The following is a 19,765-nucleotide window of genomic DNA, read 5'->3' as shown; positions in this document are numbered from 1 at the left end:
CGTGACGTAGGAGGCACGGGGGACGCGTCACTGCGGGGGCTCGACCGCCGGCGCAGGCGGAGCCGGGTGGGCGGTGCCCGCGCCACGGCTCCGGTAGCGGCCGGGGGTCGTTCCCATGATGTGGGTGAACGCCGTGATGAAGCTGCTGGGGTTGGCCCATCCGCAGGCGTAGGCGGTCCGGACGGTGTCGTGGCCGTCGGCGAGGAGCACCAGCGCGTGGTGGAGGCGCAGTTGGGTGCGCCACTCGTAGAAGGTCATGCCGAGCTCGTCGCGGAACAGCCGGCTGAGGGTGCGGGTACTGGCTCCGGTCCGCTTGCCGAGCTCGGCGAGCGTGGCGTTGTCCGCGGGTGTCTCGTGCAGCATCCGGGCGATGGCCTGCAGCCGGTCGTCCCGCGGCTCGGGCAGGTGCAGTGGCTGTTCGTGTGCTTCGACGAGCTCGTCGACCAGGACCCGCAGGAGGCGGGAGCGCGCGGCGGGGCTGTAGTCGGGCACCGCGTCGTCGTAGCTGCGGGGGCCGGTCAGGGCCAGCAGGGCCTCGCGGGCGAGGTCGGAGGCCAGGAACACGACCGGACGGTCCGGCAGGAGCCGGGCCAGGGACGGTGCGAGGAAGACGATGCGCATGTCGGTGTCGCCGTGCGCGCGGTGCTGGTGCGTGAAACCGGCGGGGGTCCAGGCGGCCCGGTTGGCGGGAACGACCGACGTACCGCTCTCGGTGTGGAGTGCCAGGACCCCGCTGGCCGCGTACACCAGGTGTCCCCGCTCGTGCGACTGCGCCGCGCTCATCCCGCCCGACCGCCACAGGTGGCGCCCGCCGGAGGGCCACATCAGTGAGGTCACACCGGCGGTCGGGCGGGGCTGGCGGCGAACGGGCATTTGCTGCCAGCCTAGCGCCGGCACGCCACGCCGTCATCCGGCGAGTCGCCACCGGTACGGGGAGAGCTCAGGTGTTGGCGCCGCGCGCCGCCACCGGCCAGCGGTCGACCACCTCGCGGCCCTGGACGACCACCAGCTCGTCGGCGAGATTCACCGGCGTGCAGACGTGGTTGGGGACGACGGCGACCACCGAGCCCAGCCGCGGTCCCTCGACGCCCGCAGGCAGCCCGACGACGGCGTGGTGCTCCCACAGGCCGCCGACGGTCGCCTGCGGGAAACGGGGGAGGTAGCCGTGGCCCGTCACCCAGGGGGAGGCGTCGGCGCCCAGGACCTTGCTGCCGACGTCCAGGACGAAGCGGTCCGGGGCGGGAACGCTGATCACCGTCGCCGCGGCGGCCAGTGCCAGGTCGTCGGCGCCACAGGATCCGAGGGCCAGCTGGGTGGCGTCGTTGAAGACGTAGACACCGGGACGCAGCTCGTTGACCGGGCCCGGCTGCCACCGGCCCACCGTGGGAGTCGACCCGCCGCTCACCACCTGGATGTCGAGGCCGAGGTCCCGCAACGTCCGCGCTGCCTCGGACAGCGCCCGCTCCTCGTCCCGGGCGGCGCGCTCGCGGGCCTGCGCGTCGTGACCGTAGCCGTGTCCCGGGAAGGTGAACACACCCGCGACGGCCAGGCCCGCGTCCATCGCGGCCTTGCCCACCTCACCGGCGGAGCCGGGCGGCACCCCGGTCCTGTGGTTCCCGCTGTCGACCTCGACGAGCACCTCCACCGGCCTGGCGCTGCCGCGCACCGCGTCACCCAGCCGCTGTACTCCTTCGACCGACTCGGCGCCGACGCGCAGCGCGACCTCGTCCGCCAACCGCCGCAGCCGGCGCGCCTTGTCGGCGTCAGGCCAGACGGGAAAGGCGATGAAGAGGTCGTCCACGCCGCCGCGGGCGAACGCCTCGGCCTCGCTGATCGTGGCCACCGACAGCCCGCGGGCACCGGCCAGCAGCTGGCGGTCCGCGATCTGCAGGCACTTGTGGGTCTTGGCGTGCGGCCGCAGCGCGAAGCCCTGGGACAGCGAGGCCTCAGCCATTCGGCGGATGTTCCGGTCCAGGACGTCCACGTCGACCATCAGCGCCGGTGTGGCCAGCCCTTCGGGCAGCGACATCGCCATCTCCTGCCTCCCGCACTCGAAGCTGTCGGGGCGATCATCGCAGGTCCGGCAGTGGCCGGGGCAGCCGGGCGGCGGGGGCGGCGACCGGGTCACAGGCCGCCGCCCACGCCGTCCGGGGGGCCGGCCGGTGGTCGCGGGGCGGCACTCGGGGAGCCGTACGGCCACCGAGGCGGGTCAGTTCGGCGGCGCCCCGCTCACCACGTGACCGGCAGTGACGTGGGGCCGTAGACCGCCATCTGACCGCGGAACTCCAGCTCCCGGGGCTCCTTCACCAGCCGCAGACCGGGGAAGCGGCGCAGCAGCGCGGCCAGCGACGCCTGCATCTCCACCCGCGCCAGCGGCTGCCCGAGACACTGGTGGACCCCGAAGCCGAAGCCGAGGTGGCGGTTGGCGGTGGCGGGGCGGCTGACGTCGAGCCGGTCGGCGTCGGTGAAGGCGCCCTCGTCGCGGTTGGCGGCCACCAGGGAGACCAGGACGCCCTCCCCGGACCTGATGTCGACACCGCCCAGGGTCAGATCGGCCCTGGCGATCCGGGGCAGGCCCGTCTCCAGGATGGTGTGGTGCCGCAGCAGTTCCTCGACGGCGCCGGGGATCAGCCCGGGGCGCTCGCGCAGCAGCTCCCACTGGTCACGGTTGTCCATCAGGTCCAGGACGCCGAGGGCGGTGCTGTGCGCGGTGGTCTCGTGGCCGCCGAACATCAGGATCATGGCGACGCCCACCAGGTCGCGGCGGGTCACACCGGCCGCCTCGTCCTCCTGCGCCACCATCCGGCTGAGCAGGTCGTCGTCCGGCTCCTCGGCCTTGCGGGCCAGCAGCGCCTGGAGGTAGCCGAGCATGTCCATCCGCGCGGCGCGCACCTCGTCGGGGGTGGCGGTCTGGTTGGTCATCACGGCGGCGCGGGTCTGGAACAACTCCGCGTCCTCGTACGGGATGCCGAGCAGCCGGCAGATGACCAGCGAGGCCAGCGGCAGGGTGAGCAGCGCGGTGAGGTCGCCGGGCGGACCTGCCGCCTCCAGCCGGTCGAGCATGACCGCCACGTCGGACTCGATCAGCGGGCGCAGCGCCTCCATCCGCTTGATGGTGAACTCCGGTACCAGCAGCCGCCGGAAGACGCTGTGGTCGGGCGGGTCCATCCGCGGGAACGTCGGTGGCATGTCGCGGATCTCGGTCTGGGCCGCGGACAGGAACGGGAAGCCGGGCGTGCGCGAGTCCACGCTGAGCCGGGCGTCGCGCAGTGCCTGGCGGGCCTCGGCGTGCCGGGTGACCAGCCACGCGTGGCTGCCGTCGTAGAGCCGCACCCGGCTGACCGGGCCCTGCTCGCGCAGTTTCCCCAGGACGGGGGAGGGATCCAGCGGATGCCCGTCGACGCGCGGCGACGGGTAGGACGGTGCGAGCGTGTCAGACATGTCGGGGGTCTCCGGATCGGCGGACGAGTCGGTGGACGGGTCGGCGGGCGGGGTGCGGCAGCGCGCGCGTGGCGGGATCGCGACGGCTGGAACAGGCGGCTGCCGGAGGCCGCACGGGGACCGTGCGGCATGGCGGACATCCGTCCGGGGAACGGGGCGAACGCGGGCGACTGCGGCGTTTTCGCAGTATGCGGGCACAACGGGCGAGTGCGGTGTACGCACCGTGGGATGTCGTCACCATCCGAGGGTGCGAGCCGGCGCTAAAAGAGCCGTTAAGCCAAGGGGGATTTCACGCCGTTCCGCGCGGAGGCGCGCAGGTACGGTTCCGGCCGCTCTCACCGCCGTAGGCACTTCTGACGATGCGCCCGCCCCGTCGCTCGGGCAACAGTGGTCGCAAGGCGCACGTCCGCCGGGGTCCCTGACGCGCCCGGCACAGCGGAAGACGGAGGTGTCCATGCGCTTCGAGGTACTCGGTCCGCTCCAGGTCTGCGGACCGAAGGGAAGCTTCTCACCCAGTGCCCCGAAGATGGAGGTGCTGCTGACCGCGCTGCTGATCAGAGCCGGCCGGCTGATGTCCAAGGAACAGCTCACCGTGGAGTTGTGGGGTGAGAGCCCGCCACGCCGGGCGGCCGCCTCGCTCCACGTGTACGTGTCCCAGCTGCGCAAGTTCCTCAACTCGGCCGCCGGTACGCAGGAGGGGGCGGCCGCGGCGGGCTGCGAGCTCGTCACGCGGGCGCCCGGCTACCTGCTGCACATCGGCGAACGCGGCCTGGATCTGCACGACTTCCAGGAGGCCGCGCAGCGTGGCCGCCGGCAACTGCGGTCCGGCCGGCACGAGGCCGCGGTCACGTCGTTCGAGGCGGCGCTGTCGCTCTACCGGGGTCCCCTGATCGAGGGACTCGGCGAGGGACCCGCTGTCACCGGAATGGCCACCTGGGTCGAGCAGGAACGCCTGGAGTGCCTGGAGTTGATGGTCGAGGCGTGCATCGCGCTGGGCCGGCACCGGGAGATGGTCAACCTGCTCACCTCGCTCACCTCCCGGCATCCGCTGCGGGAGACCTTCTACCGGCAGCTGATGCTGGTGCTCTACCGCTCGGAGCGGCGGGCGGAGGCGCTGCAGGTCTATCGGTCGGCGCGGGCGGTGCTACGGGCCGACCTCGGCCTGGAGCCCGCGCAGCAGTTGCGCGACCTGCACCAGGCGATCCTGTCCTCGGACCAGGCGCTCGACGTCCCCACGGCGGTGTGACGCGGGGGCCCGGACAGGGCGGCGGCGTACTCGCGACCTCCGCGAGTACGCCGCCGCCGTCCGCGGGTCAGGCCACCTGGGCCATGAGGCGTGCCAGGGCGGCGCGCGAGCCGACGTTCAACTTCGCGTAGATCCGGGTGAGGTGGACGCCCACCGTGCGCGGGCTGATGTGCAACTGGACAGCGATGTCACGGGTCTTGAGCCCCTCGCCGGCCAGCTGGGCGATCTGCCGTTCGCGCTGGGTGAGTTCGCCCAGCGCGGCGGTGCCGCCGCCGGACAGCACCGCGGGGCCGTCGCCGGCGAGTTCGCGGCGGCAGCGCCTGGCCTCCTCGCACATCGCGACCACGCCGTGCCGGCGGCCCAGCCGTTCGGCGTTGTCCAGCATCCGCAGCGCCCGCGGGCCCTGGCCGGTGCGGGCGGCGTGCGGGGCGGCGGCGAGCAGGGCGCGCATCTGCTCGCAGACCATGCCGGCCTCGGCGAACAGCTCGAAGGCGGCCTCGTAGTCGCGCAGCGCCTCCGGGGACCGGTCGGCGCGGGCGTGGCCGGCGGCCATCAGGACGTAGGCCCGCTCGGCGGGCAGGTCAGCGGAGACGGCGGCGGCCCGCTCGGCCCACTCCTCGCCGCAGTCCACGCCGTGCACGGCCACCGCGGCGAAGACCTCGTAGGCGTGCGCGGTCATGCCGGGGATCATGGTCGGCAGGTTCGCCCCGCCGCCGCCCGCGAGCACCAGGTCCTGCGCGGTGCCGGGGTCGCCCTTGACCATGGCGGCGTCGGCCAGCAGCAGCGCGGCCAGCGGGCGCCACCAGGCCTCGGGCCCGCACAGGTCGTCCAGGTCGCCGGTGATGCCGCCGACGTCCGGGATCCGCAGCAGGGCGCCGGAGGTCGCGCTCATCACCCGGGCCAGCCCCGCGTGGTCGGCGGCGCCGGTGGCGGAGGCCACGGTCTGCGCCTCACCGGCGAGTTCGTGCGCGGACGCGACGCCGCCCAGCCGGCAGCGCACCAGGGCGAGCCCGGTGAGCAGGATGGTCAGCAGGTGGACCTCGCCGGTGCTCCTGGCGGCCGCCACGGCACGCTCCAGATGCCCGGCGGCCGCGCTGTAGCGACCGATCAGCGCCTCGCCCCAGCCGAGGACGCCGAGCCGTTCGGGGCCGAGGCCGATGCCCTCGTCCTGCGAGGCGTCCACGGCCCGGGCGCACTCCGACAAGGTGGCGGCGGCGCGGGCGCGGTCGTCGGACAGCGCCTCGGTCAGGCCGCGCAGCGCCAGCGCGCCGCCGCGGGCGTGCGGGTCGGCCGCGCTGTCCCGCAGTACCGCCTCCAGCTCGCCGGGCAGGGGCGTCAACCCCCGTAGCGCGCGGGCCAGTCCGTGCTGGACACCCAGGCGCGCGGCGGTCGGTGCGTCGTGGTCGCGCAGCCGGTAGGTCTCGCCGTGGACCAGCGAGCGGGCCTCGGCCGGGTTGCCGAGCAGGGTCTCGACGGTGGCGAACCAGGCGACGGCGGCAGCGCGTTCGCCGTGGTCGTCGGCCGGCAGGGTGAGCAGGGTCTCCCGCCGCACCTCGCGCACCGATGCGAGCCGGCCCTCGGCGGCGAGCGCCCGTGCGACCGGGAGGCGTATCCGCGCGGTCACGTCGCCGCCGCCGGCCTGCCGGGACAGCCGCATCGCCATGGCCAGCCAGCGGCCCGCGTCGCGCAGCCGGTCGCGGTGCAGCGCCTCCTCGGCCGCTGCGGCCAGGATGACGGCGTCCCCGGCCTCCATCTCGCTGCTTGCGCCCTCGACGTGCCGGACCAGTTCCAGCGGCGGCTCACCGCGGCGGCTCAGGCAGTTCAGCGCTCTGCGGTGCAGGCCGCGGCGCTTGCAGGCGTCCATCGCCTCGTAGAGGCACTGGCGCAGCAGCGGGTGGCGGAAGACCAGGGAGCCCTCCTCCGAGGTGCGGATCAGGTCGTGCTGGACGAGGGAGGCGACGCTGTCGCACGCCTCGCCGAAAGGGATCCGGCCGGCCTGGGCGACGGCGTCGGTGTCGAAGTGGTCGCCCAGGACGGCCGCGGCCGCCAGCACGTCGCGATCCCGGTCGGCGAGCGCCTCGGTCTCGGCCAGCAGCCGGGCGCTGACGCGCTGCCAGGCCGGCACCTCCGACTGGCAGGTCTCGGCGGCGGCCAGCGCGATCAGGTAGAGCGGTATCCCGTCGCCGCGGCGGTGCAGTTCGCGCAGCTCGGGAGCGCGCAGCGGCAGGTCGAGGAGCGCGGCGCTCTGCGGCAGCGACAGCGCGCCCAGTTCGACCAGGCGCAGAGCGCCGGTCTCCGACCCGCGGTCCAGCAGCGCGTGCAGCCGCAGCGGGCTCTGCCGGGGCCGGTGCGCGACCACCACCGCGAGCGGCTCCTCCACCGGCCAGTCGAGCAGGGTCTCCACCAGGTCGACCGATCCCGGGTCGGCGCCGTGGAAGTCGTCGAGCAGCAGCAGGACACCGCGGTCGGCCTCGGCCAGCGCCTCCGCGAGCTCCCGGCGCATCCCGGCGTAGAAGCGGCAGCGACCGCCGCCGTACTTCGACCAGTCTGCGTCCTGGGCGCCGGCCTCCGAGCCCTCGGTGAGGCACTGCACCAGCCGGGCCGCCGCGGGGTGCAGCACCATCGACCGGCTGCCGCGCCAGCCGCCGAGCGCCTCGATGAACGCCTGGTACGGCCGGCCGGCGGTGAGCGTGCCGCCGCACCCGGCCCGCAGGACCACCAGCCCCTTCCGCTCGGCCTCGTCGCTCAGCGCGGTCAGCAGCCGGGTCTTACCGGTTCCCGGGTCACCGGCAATCGCGGTGACGGAGCCGTGGCCTTCCGCCAACTCCTCGAGGATTCCCGTTAATCGCCGATATTCGCTGCTGCGGATTGTGCGGCCGTGGCTCGACTCACCAGGGATGGTGGAGAGCATCTCGAATCCTCCGATGCGACGTTCGGCGGTCGGCTCACAGAGTGACCATTCAGCAGGTTGTCACATGTTCCCAAAATCATACGAAGGATAACACCGCACATCATCGCCGCTCGGGGCGTCAAATACCTGAACGGCTTTCAGCCGCCGCGCGGCGCGGGCGTGACAGGGCCGCGGAGGGCACACCGGGGTAGGGACACCGGCACTGCGACAGCAGGCACGGTCGCGGAAGCGGAACGGCCGCCGGACCCTCGCAGGGCCGTCCAGCAGCGCACTCACCTCCCCCGGCGCGGCAGGACGCCCCCTCGGCGTCAGCCGCGCGAACACTCCGACTTCGCGGCGGACCCCACCCGACACACCGGTAACAGTGCCCAAAGTCGTCCGGTTAAACGCCTTGATTGCATTAACGGGGACAGTCCCCGTATCGTTGCGCTCCGGTACCGCCGCTGGTACCGGCCCTGCTCCGCACCCGTGGAGGACCGACCGCATGAACACCCGCCCCGCCCCCCGTCTGTCCGTCCTGGACGTCTCCCCCGTCTTCGCCGACTCCTCGCCGGCCCGCGCGCTGCGCGAGACCGTCGAACTGGCCCGGCGTGTCGACGCGTTGGGATACCACCGGTTCTGGGTGGCGGAGCACCACGGCATCGACAACATCGCCAGCTGCTCGCCCCCGGTGCTGATCGGGCTGATCGCCGGCGCCACCTCGCGGCTGCGGGTGGGCTCCGGCGGGGTGATGCTGGCCAACCACAGCCCGCTGATCGTAGCCGAGCAGTTCGGCACCCTGGAGGCGCTGCACCCGGGCCGGATCGACCTGGGGGTCGGCCGGGCGCCCGGTGCCGACCGGATCACCGCACACGCGCTGCGCAGGGCCGGCGACGCCGACGACTTCACCGGGCGACTGGGCGAACTGCTCAGCTACTTCGGCCCGTCCGAGGGGTCCGCCGCCTCCACCGACGCGCCCGGCGGCGGCCACCCCGCGGTGCGCGCGCTGCCCGCGCTCGACGCCAGCCCCGAGATGTGGCTGCTCGGCTCCAGCGGTTACAGCGCCGAACTGGCGGGCCTGCTCGGGCTGCCGTTCGCCTTCGCCCAGCACTTCTCCCCCACCCTGGCCGCCGCGGCCGTGCAGTTGTACCGCGAGCGCTTCCGACCGTCGGCGGTGCTGGGCCGGCCGTACGTGGTGATCTCCTCCATGGTGGTGGCGGCGGAGACCGACGAGGAGGCGCGGTGGCAGGCCGGGCCGATGATGCTCACCTCGCTGCTGCAGCGCACCCGCGGCATCAGCGACCTGCACGCGACACCGGAGCAGGCCGCGAAGTTCCCCTACTCCCGCGAGGAGGCGGCCTTCGTCCAGGACCGACTGGCCTCCCACCTGGTCGGCGGCCCGCAGACGGTAGGTGCCAAGGCGCGGGAACTGCTGGACGCCACCGGCGCGGACGAGCTGATGGCGCTGACGATGGTGCACGACCTGGAGACCCGGGTCCGCTCCTACCGGATCCTGGCCGACGAGCTCCTCCCGGACCGGGCGGACACGGACGGCGCGAGCACCGGCGCTACGGACACGGACACCACGGCCACGGACCCCGCGGGCACGGACACCGCGGCCACGGACACCGCGGGCGGTACCCGGGCCGGTGCCGGCGGCGCCTGACGGCTCGCGTACGACCCGTCAGCGGGTCCGCAGCCCGTCGACGACCAGTGACATCATCTGCTCGGCCTGGTCGGGGCCGCCGCTCTGCTCCGACGCGATGGTGATCGCGTTGACCAGCCGCAGCAGCGTCAGTGCGTCGAGATCCTGGCGGATCGCCCCGGTGCGCTGCGCGCGGGTCAGCAGGAAACCGGCGGCCGAGGTGATGGTCTCCCGGCACCAGGAGCCCAGCTCGGCACCCTCGTCCCGCAGCACCAGGACGAACAGGCCCTTGAGCCCGTTGTGCGCGCCGCTGCGCGACATCGAGGCCCGCAGCCACCCGGTGAGGGCGTCGACCGCCTCCTGCGCACCGGCGTCCTCGGCGGGCGCCGAGGTGTAGGCGAGGTCGCGCAGCTGCGAGATCTCGTCGCGGTAGACCGCCTCAAGGAGCGTCTCCCGGTTCGGGAAGTGCCGGTAGAGGGTGGCGTTGCCGACACCGGCACGCTTGGCGATGTCGTCCAGCGAGGCGTCCGCGCCGTGCTCGGCGAAGGCCAGCCCGGCCTCGGTCAGCAGCCGCTCGTAGTTGCGGCGCGCGTCCGCCCGCATCGGTCGCGGGGTCGCGGGCCCCGCGGTGCCGGTGGTGGGCGTCATGTGCACTTCCCCTGCTGCGTGGCTCCGGAACGGGTCGGAAGGGCTGGAGAGGGCCCGCCGGCCCGGCGATCACGCCGGTCCGGCTCGTCCCCATGATAGACGGACCCCGCCCGAAGAGCCTTCTCAGCTCGGACCTTGAGTAAACGGGGGCAGTCCCTGTATCGTCGGTAGCCCGCCGCCCGTGCGGATCGTCCGGGCGAAGACGCCCGGCGGTGCACCTCAGGCGCCCGGCCCCGGCGGTCGTGCGGCGCGTCGCGCCCGCACCACTGCCGCAGGCCGGTCCCGCGGGCACCCATCGGCACTCGACCGGCCGCCACACCGGCCACCGCCTCGTACCGGAACACCGCGGCGCCCGCGCCGCGCCACCCCGAGCACCACGCCGTCGTAGGCGGCAGGGCGCCGTACGGCTCTGCCTCCCTGCCCCGGCATCCCGCAAGCCGTGGCTATTCCGGTATTCCCGTCCCGGCGCGGGCATTCCCTCTCCTGCCCCGCCCGTGCCTTCCCCCTCTTACTCCCCGTCCCTTTCCGGAGGATTACGAATGCGTTCAGGTCTGGCACGCACCGCCATCGAAGTCGCGCAGGTCCGGGCGAACGAATCCGCCCGCGCGGACCGGTTATTCGACGACCCGTTCGCCCGGGTTTTCCTGCAGGCCGCACTCGGCGACGAGCCGGCGGCCGAAGAGCCGACGCCTGAACTGGCGGCGTGGAAGGCGGTCATCGAGTTCAACGTGGTCATCAGGACGCGTTTCTTCGACGACTACCTCACCGAGTCCGCGGCGGCCGGCTGCCGGCAGGTGGTGATCCTCGGCGCGGGCGTGGACATGCGGGCCTACCGGCTGGAGTGGCCGCCGGAGACGCGGATATTCGAAGTGGACCTCGCCGAGGTGCTGGACTTCAAGGAGGAGGTGCTGGACGCCGGGGGCGCCAAGGCGGCCTGCGTGCGCACCCCCGTTCCCGCCGACCTGCGCGGGGCATGGGAGGACGACCTCAAGGCGGCCGGCTACGACCCCGCGGTGCGAACCGTGTGGCTGCTGGAGGGGCTGCTGATCTACCTCAGCGCCGAGGAGGCGGCCGCGCTGCTCGAAAAGATCGGCGCGCTGTCCCCGGCCGGCAGCCGCATCACCTTCGAGCACGCCAACACCGGCCGCGCGTCGGCCGCCACCGAGGCGAAGGCGGTGCCCGCGCTGCGCAAGCTCAACGAGCTGGTCAAGGGCGGCCTCGGCGACCACACCCTGGAGTGGCTGGCCGAGCACGGCTGGGCGCCCTCGCTCCACGACCGCGCCCAGGCCGCCGCCGACTACGGCCGGGCGGTGACCGGCCGCCCGAACGGCGGGCTGGCCACGGCGACGAGGACCGTGTAGCCGCGCCTCCCCGCGGCCCGCCGCACACGGAGCGGGCCGGACGGCGTGAGCGCCGTCCGGCCCGCTGCTGTCCGCGGCTCAGGCCGCGGCGTCGCTCAGGCCACGGGCGCCAGCGGCTGGTCGCCGTCGCGGACCGTGGCGTACAACTCCCGCAGGCCGCGGCCGGGTTCGAGCCCGAGCTCGCGGTCGATGGTGCGGCTGACCTCGCGGTAGGTGGTGAGGGCCTCCGAGGAGCGGCCGGCCAGGTGCAGCGCCAGCATCAGCTGGCGGGCGAAGCCCTCCCGCAGCGGGTGCTCGGCGGTGAGGGCGCGCAGCGGAGTGATCAGGCGTTCGTAGCGGCCCAGTGCCAGCTCCTGCTCGATCCGCAGCTCCTCGCACTCCAGCCGGGCCTCCTCCGCCCAGCGCACGAACTCCTCCACGATCGGACCGCCGCCGAGCCCGTCGAGCACCGGGCCGCGCCACAGTGACAGCGCCCGGGCGAAGGAGCGGGAGGCGGCCTCGTGGCGGCGGGCGGCCGCGTGGGCCCACCCGTCGGCCGCGAGCTCGCGGAAGTCCACCACGTCCAGCTCGCCGGGGTCGACCCGCAGCACGTACCCGCCCGGGCGGGTGGTCAGCCGCTCGTCCTCGTCCTCGGCCGAACCCGACCAGGACGCAAGGGACTTGCGCACCTGGTAGACGTACACGTGCACCGCGGCGGTGAAGCGGCGCGGCGGGCGGTCGCCCCATATCTCGTCGGCCAGTCGGGTGGTCGAGGTGACCTGACCTGCCCGGATGAGCAGCACGGAAAGCAGCGTCTCGACCTTCGGCGCGCTGACCGACTCCGGTCCTTCTCCGGTGACGGCGCGCAGACTGCCCAGCATCTCGAATCTCATAGCGCACTCCTGACGGTCCAGGGCGTGCAAACAGCGCCGGCGGCGTCCCCCGCTTCGGCTAACCTGCGCCCCGCGAACGGTGGTCTGTTGCGGTGCGAGGCGTACCGCCGGTGCCCCGCTCCGCCGTGCAGGGACCCCGCGACGTCCTCGTCGGGGGTCCGGTCCGCTCTCCCGGCGCGGGGGCCGACCCCCGCGCTGCGGCGACCCGGCCGGCCGTCTCCGGGCGCCGCGGGTTGCCGGAAACACCATGGCAGACCGCCCGGCGGGGCCACATCCGAGAAAGTACCTACGTCCGTTCGAGATGCGTATACGCGTTCCGGACCGGCGTGCTCCGCAAGCCGCCGCGGGCTGCGGCTTCAGTACCGCCCAAGGCCCTTCGCCCAAGCTGCCGTCGATCATGCCCACCGCCCTGGTTGTGGAGGACGCCTCCGGTGAACGACATCGACGAATTCCTCACGCTGGTACGTGACGAGATCGGCCTTCCGGTGACCAGCGCGCACGCCGCGGTGGACCTGGACCAGGTGCCCGGCTGGGACTCGGTCCACCTGCTGTCGCTGCTGGCGGTGCTTGAGCGTGAGACCGGCCGGCGCGTGCCGCTGCCCGCGGTGCTCGAGGCGCCGACGCTGGGCGACATCTACACGCTGGCCGTCGGCGGCTGAGCGCCCCGATCACCGCTCCGGTCCGCTTTAGGTCTGCCCAAGCCGCCGCTTCGACCATGGACGGGCGGACCGCCGGTCGCCGCAGCGCGCCCCGCGGCCGACCGCGCCCGCTCGTGTCCGAACGCCGCCCGCCGGACTGGAACCGGCCCGTCCTAAGGATGTTCATGAGGCTCTGGTCAGCCCGTCGTCGTACACACATCGCCCTGGCCACGGCACTGCTCGGCTGTTCGGTCGCCGTGGTGTCCGAGTCGTCCACCGCCAGCGCGGCGGTCGGCCTCGGCGGCCGGCACGGGTCGTGCGTGAACGTGCGAGGTATCACCGAGCAGACCGTCAAGTACGACACGGTGGGTTCGGGCGCCGACGGCACCAGCCCGCCGATGCAGAAGGTCGGCGACACCGCCGTCTACACCGACACCATCTTCGGCACCGGCGGTTCGGTGGTCGGCAAGGCGCTCGGCTACGTCACGATCGTGGCGATCCGGCCGTCCGACGGGCACCTGCTGACGGACTACCAGGAGACGGTGCAGCTCCCGCAGGGCACCCTGAGCGACACCGGGACGCGGCTGGACCGCAACGGGATGATCGGCGGCAAGTGGCTGGACTTCAAGGCCTCGGGCACCGGCGGCGAGTTCGCCGGAAAGCAGGGTTACCGCCGCTGGCGCCTGCTGCCGCCGCTGTCCAACCCGCCGGTGCCGAGCGAGATCGCACAGGTCGAGATCACGTTGTGCGGCTGACGGCGATGAGCGCCCTGACCGCGAACGCCGCGCCGGGCACCGGCGCCGCCCACATCAGGTCGGTCGGCACCGCCCTGCCGGGGCCCGCCATCGACAACGCCACGCTCGGGCAGCGGCTGCGGATGCCTGGCCAGTGGGAGGAGTGGGTCGACACCTTCATCGGCACCAGGACCCGCCACCTGGCCATCGACCTGGACAGCGGCAAGCAGGCCGCCACCCTGGCCGACCTGTGCGAGACCGCGGGCCGCCGGGCGCTGGAGCGGGCCGGGCTCGCGCCGGAGCAGGTCGACCTGGTGGTGATGGGCACCGCGTCCCCGGACGCGCTGATGCCCGCCACCGTCAACGTGGTCGCCGACCGGCTGCGCGTCAACGGCGTACCCACCTACCAGTTGCAGTCCGGCTGCACGGGCGCGTTCCAGGCGATGCACGTGGCGCAGCAGTTGCTGTCGACCGGCGCGTACCGCAACGCGCTGGTGCTCGGCGGCGACGTGACGGCCCGCTTCTACGACTTCGACGTCGACTTCGCCACCCTGCCGCCCGAACACCTCGTGCACTACGTGCTGTTCGGTGACGGGGCGGGCGCGATGGTGCTTGACGCCCAGCCGGTGCCCGGATCGCTGGCCATGCGCCGGCTGTTCACCCAGCTGACGGGTCTGGACCGCGCGCCGGGGCAGACCGTGCACTGGTTCGGGCCGTCCGACCGGGACTCGGCGCGCACACCGGCCGAGGAGGACTACAAGGCGATCGAGCAGTCGGTGCCGGTGATGGCCGCCGAGATCCTCGACGACCTGCTGGACGAGACCGGCTGGGACCGCGACGAGATCGACTTCCTGCTGCCGCCGCAGCTGTCCGGCCGGATGACGACCAAGATCGTCGACCTGCTGGCGCTGCCGTCGGCGACCGAGGTCTCCTGCGTCCGCGACGTCGGCAACAACGGCAACGCCACGCCGTTCTTCCAGCTCGAACAGCTGCTGGCGCAGATCTCCCCCGGCCACCGCGCGCTGGGCGTGTCGGTGGAGTCGAGCAAGTGGATCAAGGCCGGCTTCGCCGTCGAGATGGTCTGAGACGAGTCGCTGAGACGAAGGGAACCCACGATGCACGCTCATCCGACGACGCGGAGCCCGGCAGGGCCGCACGGCCCGCTGGCGCCGCCCGCGGCCTCGGCGGCAGGCGCCCGGCGCCGTCCGGCCGGCCGCGCCCTGACACCGGTCGGCCCGACCGGATGCGGGGTGCGGCGGTGAGGATCGGTCCCGAGGTCCGGCAGCGCCGGCACACGCAGTACTTCACCGGTGCCATCCGGGCCTTCTCGCCGGTCTTCCTCGACACCGACGTCGACATGGCGGGGGTGCTGGCGCACCGGGCCACGCACCCGGGCTTCTCGGTGGTCAGCTACATCGCCCAGGCCACCGGCCGGGCCCTGGCGGCGCACCCGGAGGCCAACGCGGCGCTGCGCGGGCGGCTGTGGCCCCGGCTGGCCCGCTACGAGGGCGTGCACGCGAAGGTCACCCTGGACAAGACGCTCGACGGGCACCGGGTGGTGCTGGCGACGGTGGTGCCCGACGTGGACACCGCGGGCCTGCCCGACATCCAGCAGCGGATCTCGCACTTCCGGGACGGCGACCCGCAGACGATGGCGGAGTTCGGCGCGGTCCGGGTGCTGCACAAGCTGCCGCGCTTCGTGGGGCTGCCCCTCTTCCGGCTCACCATGCGCTCACTGCGGCGCCGCCCGCAGACCCTGGGCACGGTGGCGATCACCTCGCTGGGCCACCGCCCGGTCAACGGCTTCCACTCGGTCGGCGGGACCACCGTCACCCTGGGCGTCGGGCAGATAGCCGACCGCCCCGTGGTACGGGACGGCGCACTCGCCGTCGCCCCGGTGATGCGGCTGAACCTGGCCTTCGACCACCGGGTGATCGACGGGGCGGAGGCGGCCGACCTGCTCACCGCGATCAAGGAGGGCCTGGAGGGGTACCCGCCGGACGACCTCCCGGCCGGACCGGCCACCGGCGCACTCGCCGACCTCCCGTCGGGCTCCGCCCGCACCAGCTGACCGGCGCTCGACGAAAGGCGGACCTCGCGGACATGGGGGACACGGTGAACACGGCAGACACGGACACGGACGTCGCCGGCAGAACGGACACGGCGGAGCGCCCGGGAACGGCGGGCGTGCCCGATACCGGCGGCGCGCCGCCCTTCACCGTGGTAGTCGTCGGGGCGGGGCCCGCGGGCACCTCGCTGCTGGAGCGGATCTGCGCCAACATCCCGGACCTGGTGCCCGACCGCCCGGTGCGCGTGCACCTGGTGGACCCGCACCCGCACGGCGGGGGGCGGGTCTGGCGGCAGGAGCAGTCGGCCCTGATGTGGGCCAACACCCCGATGGCGGCGATCACCGTCTTCCCGGACGAGAACATGGCCTGCGAGGGTCCCAAGCCGCCCGGTCCTGCGATCCTGGACTGGGCCCGTGCGGCCGGCCCTGAGGAGCTGGCCGACCCGGTGGTGGCCGACGAGGCGGCCAGGGCGCACCCGCGCTTCTACCCCTCGCGCCGCACCCTGGCGGCGTACCTGTCCAGCGTGGTGCGGCGGCTGGTGGCCGGCGCGCCGGCCAACGTCGAGGTGGTCACCCACACCGGCACCGCGGTCGAGCTGGTCGACGCCGAGGACCGTACGACCGTACGGCTGGACTCCGGCGTCGAGCTGGCCGCCGACGCGGTGCTGCTGGCGCAGGGCCACCACGACGTGGAACCGGCGCCGCCGGCCCGCGAACTCGCCCGTTTCGCGCAGGAGCACGGCCTGACCTACCTGCCCGCCCAGTACGCCGCCGACGCCGACCTGGACGTGCTGCGGCCGGGCGAGTCGGTCATCGTCCGCGGTCTGGCGCTGTCGTTCGTCGACTACGTGGTGCTGCTGACCGAGGGCCGCGGCGGCTCGTGGACCCGGGACCCGGACGGCACCCTGCAGTACGTGCCCTCCGGCCGCGAACCGGTGCTCTACGCGGGTTCGCGGCGGGGGGTGCCGTACCGGAGCAAGCTCGGCTACAGCCAGCTGCTCGGCGACAAGCCCGCACCGCACTTCCTGACCGCGCAGGTCGCCAAGGAGCTGATCGCCCGGGCCGAGCCGGTGGACTTCGGGATCGACATCCGCCCGCTGATCCACGCGGAGATGGAACTGGCCCACTACCAGGAGCTGTTCACCGGCCACCCCGACCGGGTGACCCGTCCCTGGGCCGAGGTCGCCGGCATCTTCGAGCTGCTGGGCGGCAGGCAGCCCGGCGACCGGGCCCGGGTCGACGCGGTGATCGCGGAGACCGTGCCCGATCCCGCGGACCGCTTTGACCTGCCGGCGCTGGAGTATCCGCTGGAAGGGGTCCAGGTCGACAGCGCCGAGCAGTTGCACGAGCTGATCCTCGGCCATGTCGCGGCCGACCTGGCGCGGCGCGGCGACCAGCGCCACAGCCAGGATCTCGCCGCGATCCACGCGCTGATGAACAGCATGGGGCCGATCTTCCAGCTCCTCAGCTCCAACCGGCTGTCGGCGCGGTCGCGTACCAGGGAACTCGACCCGTGGTTCCACGACTTCTTCGGCTACATCGGCAGCGGCCCGCCCGGGCCGCGCGCCGAACAGCTGCTGGCCCTCGGCCGGGCCGGGGTGGTGCGCTTCCTCGGCGGCGGCCTGGAGGTCGTGCCCGACGCCGGCCGCGGGGTCTTCCTCGCCCGGGGCGTCAACGCGCCCGGCGAGGTGGCGGGGACGGCGCTGCTGGAAGCGCGGTTGCCGACCGCCAGCGTGGTGCGCAACAGTGACGCGCTGATCCGGCGGCTGTACGCGCGCGGGGCGTGCACCGAGGAACAGCTGCGTGACGCGCCGGGGCAGCCGGCGTACAGCTCGGGCAAACTCGCCGTGCACGCCACCGACCAGCGGGTACTGGCCGCCGACGGCAGCGCCCATCCGCGGCTGTTCGCGGTGGGCGCGTGGACGGCGGGCTTCGGACCGGCCGGTTTCCCCCGGCTCAACCCGATCGGGTTCATGCGCTGCGACGCCATGGTCCGCTCGATGCTGCGGCTGGGTGCGCAGGCACCCGCGGCCGCCGGGCGGGCGGGGCAGCAGGCCGGCTGACGGAAGGCGCCTGGGCCGCGGCGGGCGCTGCCCGCCGCGGCCCGGCGTGTCAGTAGGTGCCGACCGAGTCCTCGTAGCGGTCACGCTTGACGTACATGTCCCAGAAGGTGTCCGCGAGGTCCTTCGGCCAGACCCGCTCCGGCTGGAAGCCGACCGCTTCCGCGCTGGTCGGGCGACCGTCGAACTGGCGCTGGGCCTCGCTGAGTTCGATGAGCGCGCCGATGGTCAGGCCGCCGGCGTAGACCCCCTTGGGGGCCAGCGACTCGTTGAGCGTCTTGAGGTAGTTGCGCAGGCCCGCGAAGGCGATGCCGACGTTGCTCATGAACGACAGCGGGTTGGTGCCGGCCGCGCCCAGGCCGAACAGCAGGGCGCCGTCGCCGCGTTCGAGCATCTGCGGCAGCACCAGGTTCACCAGGCGGATCGGTGCGAGCAGCCGGACGTCGAGCTGCGGCTGCAGCCCTTCGAGGTCGAGGTCGAGGGTGGCGACCGGCCGCTCGGCGATGCCTGCGGGGCTGTACTCCGTCACGTCGATCCGGCCGAACCGCTCGTTGATCGCCGCCACAGTGCCGGCGAGCGCACTGTGGTCGGCCAGGTCCTGGGCGAAGGTGTCCGCCTCGATGCCCTCGTTCTCCAACTCGGCGCGTAGTGCGTCGAGTTTGGACTGCGTACGGGCGACGAGCGCGACACGGAAGCCCTCCTGGCCGAAGCGCCGGGCGACGCCCAGCCCCAGGCCGGTGCCGGCTCCGAAAACGGCGATGGTCTTGGACATGCGCTGTGTGTCCCTCTCTGCTGCGGTGCTCGGGCGGTGCGCCCGGGAGGTCTTGCCCGGGTCCTGTGCTCGGATCGTGTGCTCGGCCGGCGCCCTTCGGGGGCGACCGGATGTCACCAGGTGACGGGCAGCTCGTGCAGGCCGTACATGATGGTGTCGTTCTTGAACGGCAACTCCGCCAGCGGCGTGGCCAGTTGCAGGTCCGGCAGCCGGGCAAGCAGGGCGGTGAAGACGACGTCCAGTTCCAGCCGGGCCAGGTTCTGCCCCAGGCACTGGTGGATGCCGTAGCCGAAGGCCACATGGGAGGGCGACTCGCGATGCGGGTCGAACTCCTCGGGGCGGTCGAAGGCGCGGGCGTCGCGGTTGGCGGCGGCGTTGGACAGCAGCACGCCCTCACCTGCCTCGATGGTGATGCCGCCGACCTCGATGTCGGCCAGCGCCACCCGGCCGGTGGAGTGGTCGGAGATGCTGAAGTAGCGCAGCATCTCCTCGACCGCCCGCGGCACTTGCGAGGGGTCCTTGATGAGCGCCTCCCTCAGCTCGGGGTGCTCGATCAGGTAGGCGGTGCCCAGCGCGATCATGTTGGCGGTGGTCTCGTGGCCCGCCACCAGGATGAGCAGCGCCATCCCGGTCAGGTGCTCGGCGTCCTCCACGCCCGCCTCGCGGTACTTCACCGCCAGCCGGCTGAGCAGGTCCCCTTGCGGGTCGGACTGCCGGCGCAGCACCAGGCCGTGCAGGAAGGCGCGCAGCTCCACCAGCGAGGTGAGCCGGTCGGGTCCGCTGGTGTTGCGGTCGGTCATCAGCTGTGCCCGGGACTGGAAGACCTCCCGGTCGGCGTACGGCACGCCCAGCAGCTCGCAGATGGTCAACGAGGGGACGGGCAGGGCCAGTTCCTGCACCAGGTCGACCGGGCGCGGTCCGGCCAGGATCCGGTCCAGGCACTCCTGCACGGTGGCGGTCACCGCGGGCCGCAGCGTCTCCACCTTGCGGACGGTGAACTCGCTGATCACCATCCGCCGGTAGGTGGTGTGCTCCGGCGGGTCCATCCACGGCAGGAAGCCCCTGCGGTCGATGGCCTGCTGGCCGCTGAGCAGCGCGGGGAAGCCGGGGTGCACCCGGTCGGCGCTGAGGTCGGCGTCGGTGAACAGCCGGCGTACGTCCTCGTAGCGGGTCGCCAGCCACGCCTCCCGCCCGGTGGGCAGGCGGACGCGGGCCAGCGGCTGCTCCTCGCGCAGCCGGGCGTACTGCTCGGGCAGCGCGAACGGGCAGGTGCGCGGCATCGGGTAGGACGGGGGTCCGGGAGCGTCGGCGGTGTCGGTCACGTGAAGGGCCTCCAGACGGGGGCTTGGTCCTCGGGCGGGGGGCGGCCGGGACGGGTCCAGGCCGGGGA

The 19,765-nt window shown here is 73.5% G+C and carries 16 protein-coding genes; 8 read left to right on the top strand and 8 right to left on the bottom strand.

Annotated features, from left to right (window positions below):
- Positions 1 to 27: 27 nt before the first annotated feature.
- The 3 genes from OG702_RS33715 to OG702_RS33705 all read right to left on the bottom strand — a co-directional run bounded on the left by OG702_RS33715 (position 28) and on the right by OG702_RS33705 (position 3,441).
- Positions 28 to 825, bottom strand: coding sequence for an AraC family transcriptional regulator (locus tag OG702_RS33715; protein WP_442814759.1), 798 nt, complete (start codon positions 823 to 825; stop codon positions 28 to 30).
- Between the two features lie 115 nt (positions 826 to 940).
- Entirely contained in the window at positions 941 to 2,029 is a 1,089-nt protein-coding gene (locus tag OG702_RS33710) for an alanine racemase (protein WP_327292754.1), read from the bottom strand.
- 200 nt (positions 2,030 to 2,229) lie between these two features.
- Positions 2,230 to 3,441: a cytochrome P450 gene (locus OG702_RS33705; RefSeq protein WP_327292753.1), complete on the bottom strand. Its 1,212-nt coding sequence runs from the start codon at positions 3,439 to 3,441 to the stop codon at positions 2,230 to 2,232.
- Positions 3,442 to 3,895: 454 nt separating this feature from the next.
- Here OG702_RS33705 and OG702_RS33700 point away from each other — a divergent pair, with 454 nt between their 5' ends.
- Positions 3,896 to 4,687 carry an AfsR/SARP family transcriptional regulator gene (locus OG702_RS33700; RefSeq protein ID WP_327292752.1) on the top strand — a complete coding sequence of 264 codons (792 nt, stop codon included), beginning with the start codon at positions 3,896 to 3,898 and terminating at the stop codon, positions 4,685 to 4,687.
- A gap of 67 nt (positions 4,688 to 4,754) precedes the next feature.
- On the opposite strand, the gene OG702_RS33695 is transcribed toward OG702_RS33700, so the two are convergent.
- A complete protein-coding gene (locus OG702_RS33695) occupies positions 4,755 to 7,598 on the bottom strand; it encodes a helix-turn-helix transcriptional regulator (protein WP_327292751.1) in 2,844 nt (947 codons plus the stop codon).
- 484 nt (positions 7,599 to 8,082) lie between these two features.
- Here OG702_RS33695 and OG702_RS33690 point away from each other — a divergent pair, with 484 nt between their 5' ends.
- Positions 8,083 to 9,243 (top strand): LLM class flavin-dependent oxidoreductase, encoded by a 1,161-nt coding sequence (locus tag OG702_RS33690; RefSeq protein ID WP_327292750.1) that lies wholly within the window; start codon positions 8,083 to 8,085, stop codon positions 9,241 to 9,243.
- Positions 9,244 to 9,261: 18 nt separating this feature from the next.
- Here OG702_RS33690 and OG702_RS33685 read toward each other — a convergent pair whose 3' ends face one another.
- A complete protein-coding gene (locus OG702_RS33685) occupies positions 9,262 to 9,870 on the bottom strand; it encodes a TetR/AcrR family transcriptional regulator (RefSeq protein ID WP_327292748.1) in 609 nt (202 codons plus the stop codon).
- Positions 9,871 to 10,409: 539 nt separating this feature from the next.
- On the opposite strand from OG702_RS33685, the gene OG702_RS33680 reads away from it, so the two are divergent.
- Positions 10,410 to 11,231 (top strand): SAM-dependent methyltransferase, encoded by an 822-nt coding sequence (locus OG702_RS33680; protein WP_327292747.1) that lies wholly within the window; start codon positions 10,410 to 10,412, stop codon positions 11,229 to 11,231.
- Positions 11,232 to 11,326: 95 nt separating this feature from the next.
- On the opposite strand, the gene OG702_RS33675 is transcribed toward OG702_RS33680, so the two are convergent.
- Positions 11,327 to 12,103 (bottom strand): AfsR/SARP family transcriptional regulator, encoded by a 777-nt coding sequence (locus tag OG702_RS33675; protein ID WP_327292746.1) that lies wholly within the window; start codon positions 12,101 to 12,103, stop codon positions 11,327 to 11,329.
- Positions 12,104 to 12,534: 431 nt separating this feature from the next.
- On the opposite strand from OG702_RS33675, the gene OG702_RS33670 reads away from it, so the two are divergent.
- From OG702_RS33670 to OG702_RS33650, 5 genes are all read left to right on the top strand, one after another.
- Positions 12,535 to 12,762, top strand: coding sequence for an acyl carrier protein (locus OG702_RS33670; RefSeq protein ID WP_327292745.1), 228 nt, complete (start codon positions 12,535 to 12,537; stop codon positions 12,760 to 12,762).
- A gap of 164 nt (positions 12,763 to 12,926) precedes the next feature.
- Entirely contained in the window at positions 12,927 to 13,496 is a 570-nt protein-coding gene (locus OG702_RS33665; protein WP_327292744.1) for an allene oxide cyclase barrel-like domain-containing protein, read from the top strand.
- 5 nt (positions 13,497 to 13,501) lie between these two features.
- On the top strand, positions 13,502 to 14,560 hold the full coding sequence (locus OG702_RS33660; RefSeq protein ID WP_327292743.1) for a 3-oxoacyl-ACP synthase III family protein: 1,059 nt from the start codon (positions 13,502 to 13,504) through the stop codon (positions 14,558 to 14,560).
- A gap of 158 nt (positions 14,561 to 14,718) precedes the next feature.
- Entirely contained in the window at positions 14,719 to 15,546 is an 828-nt protein-coding gene (locus OG702_RS33655) for a 2-oxo acid dehydrogenase subunit E2 (protein WP_442814669.1), read from the top strand.
- Between the two features lie 44 nt (positions 15,547 to 15,590).
- Positions 15,591 to 17,606 carry an FAD/NAD(P)-binding protein gene (locus tag OG702_RS33650; RefSeq protein ID WP_327292741.1) on the top strand — a complete coding sequence of 672 codons (2,016 nt, stop codon included), beginning with the start codon at positions 15,591 to 15,593 and terminating at the stop codon, positions 17,604 to 17,606.
- Between the two features lie 49 nt (positions 17,607 to 17,655).
- Here OG702_RS33650 and OG702_RS33645 read toward each other — a convergent pair whose 3' ends face one another.
- Both OG702_RS33645 and OG702_RS33640 read right to left on the bottom strand, forming a co-directional pair.
- The gene (locus OG702_RS33645; protein ID WP_327292740.1) at positions 17,656 to 18,375 is read right to left on the bottom strand and encodes an SDR family NAD(P)-dependent oxidoreductase; all 720 of its coding nucleotides are present in this window, start codon (positions 18,373 to 18,375) and stop codon (positions 17,656 to 17,658) included.
- A gap of 113 nt (positions 18,376 to 18,488) precedes the next feature.
- Positions 18,489 to 19,697 (bottom strand): cytochrome P450, encoded by a 1,209-nt coding sequence (locus tag OG702_RS33640; RefSeq protein ID WP_327292739.1) that lies wholly within the window; start codon positions 19,695 to 19,697, stop codon positions 18,489 to 18,491.
- Between the last annotated feature and the right edge of the window lie 68 nt (positions 19,698 to 19,765).

Origin of the sequence: Streptomyces sp. NBC_01198 (assembly GCF_036010485.1) — a bacterium.
Lineage (GTDB): Bacteria > Actinomycetota > Actinomycetes > Streptomycetales > Streptomycetaceae > Actinacidiphila.
This window is presented reverse-complemented; position numbering and strand designations above follow the sequence as displayed.

What these genes read in the sequence shown, in the direction of transcription:
- OG702_RS33705 (WP_327292753.1), bottom strand. Translation starts at nt 3,441, where the DNA reads ATGTCTGACACGCTCGCACCGTCCTACCCGTCGCCGCGCGTCGACGGG.
- OG702_RS33680 (WP_327292747.1), top strand. Translation starts at nt 10,410, where the DNA reads ATGCGTTCAGGTCTGGCACGCACCGCCATCGAAGTCGCGCAGGTCCGG.
- OG702_RS33700 (WP_327292752.1), top strand. Translation starts at nt 3,896, where the DNA reads ATGCGCTTCGAGGTACTCGGTCCGCTCCAGGTCTGCGGACCGAAGGGA.
- OG702_RS33675 (WP_327292746.1), bottom strand. Translation starts at nt 12,103, where the DNA reads ATGAGATTCGAGATGCTGGGCAGTCTGCGCGCCGTCACCGGAGAAGGA.
- OG702_RS33695 (WP_327292751.1), bottom strand. Translation starts at nt 7,598, where the DNA reads ATGCTCTCCACCATCCCTGGTGAGTCGAGCCACGGCCGCACAATCCGC.
- OG702_RS33660 (WP_327292743.1), top strand. Translation starts at nt 13,502, where the DNA reads ATGAGCGCCCTGACCGCGAACGCCGCGCCGGGCACCGGCGCCGCCCAC.
- OG702_RS33655 (WP_442814669.1), top strand. Translation starts at nt 14,719, where the DNA reads ATGCGGGGTGCGGCGGTGAGGATCGGTCCCGAGGTCCGGCAGCGCCGG.
- OG702_RS33710 (WP_327292754.1), bottom strand. Translation starts at nt 2,029, where the DNA reads ATGTCGCTGCCCGAAGGGCTGGCCACACCGGCGCTGATGGTCGACGTG.
- OG702_RS33685 (WP_327292748.1), bottom strand. Translation starts at nt 9,870, where the DNA reads ATGACGCCCACCACCGGCACCGCGGGGCCCGCGACCCCGCGACCGATG.
- OG702_RS33645 (WP_327292740.1), bottom strand. Translation starts at nt 18,375, where the DNA reads ATGTCCAAGACCATCGCCGTTTTCGGAGCCGGCACCGGCCTGGGGCTG.
- OG702_RS33665 (WP_327292744.1), top strand. Translation starts at nt 12,927, where the DNA reads ATGAGGCTCTGGTCAGCCCGTCGTCGTACACACATCGCCCTGGCCACG.
- OG702_RS33690 (WP_327292750.1), top strand. Translation starts at nt 8,083, where the DNA reads ATGAACACCCGCCCCGCCCCCCGTCTGTCCGTCCTGGACGTCTCCCCC.
- OG702_RS33715 (WP_442814759.1), bottom strand. Translation starts at nt 825, where the DNA reads ATGTGGCCCTCCGGCGGGCGCCACCTGTGGCGGTCGGGCGGGATGAGC.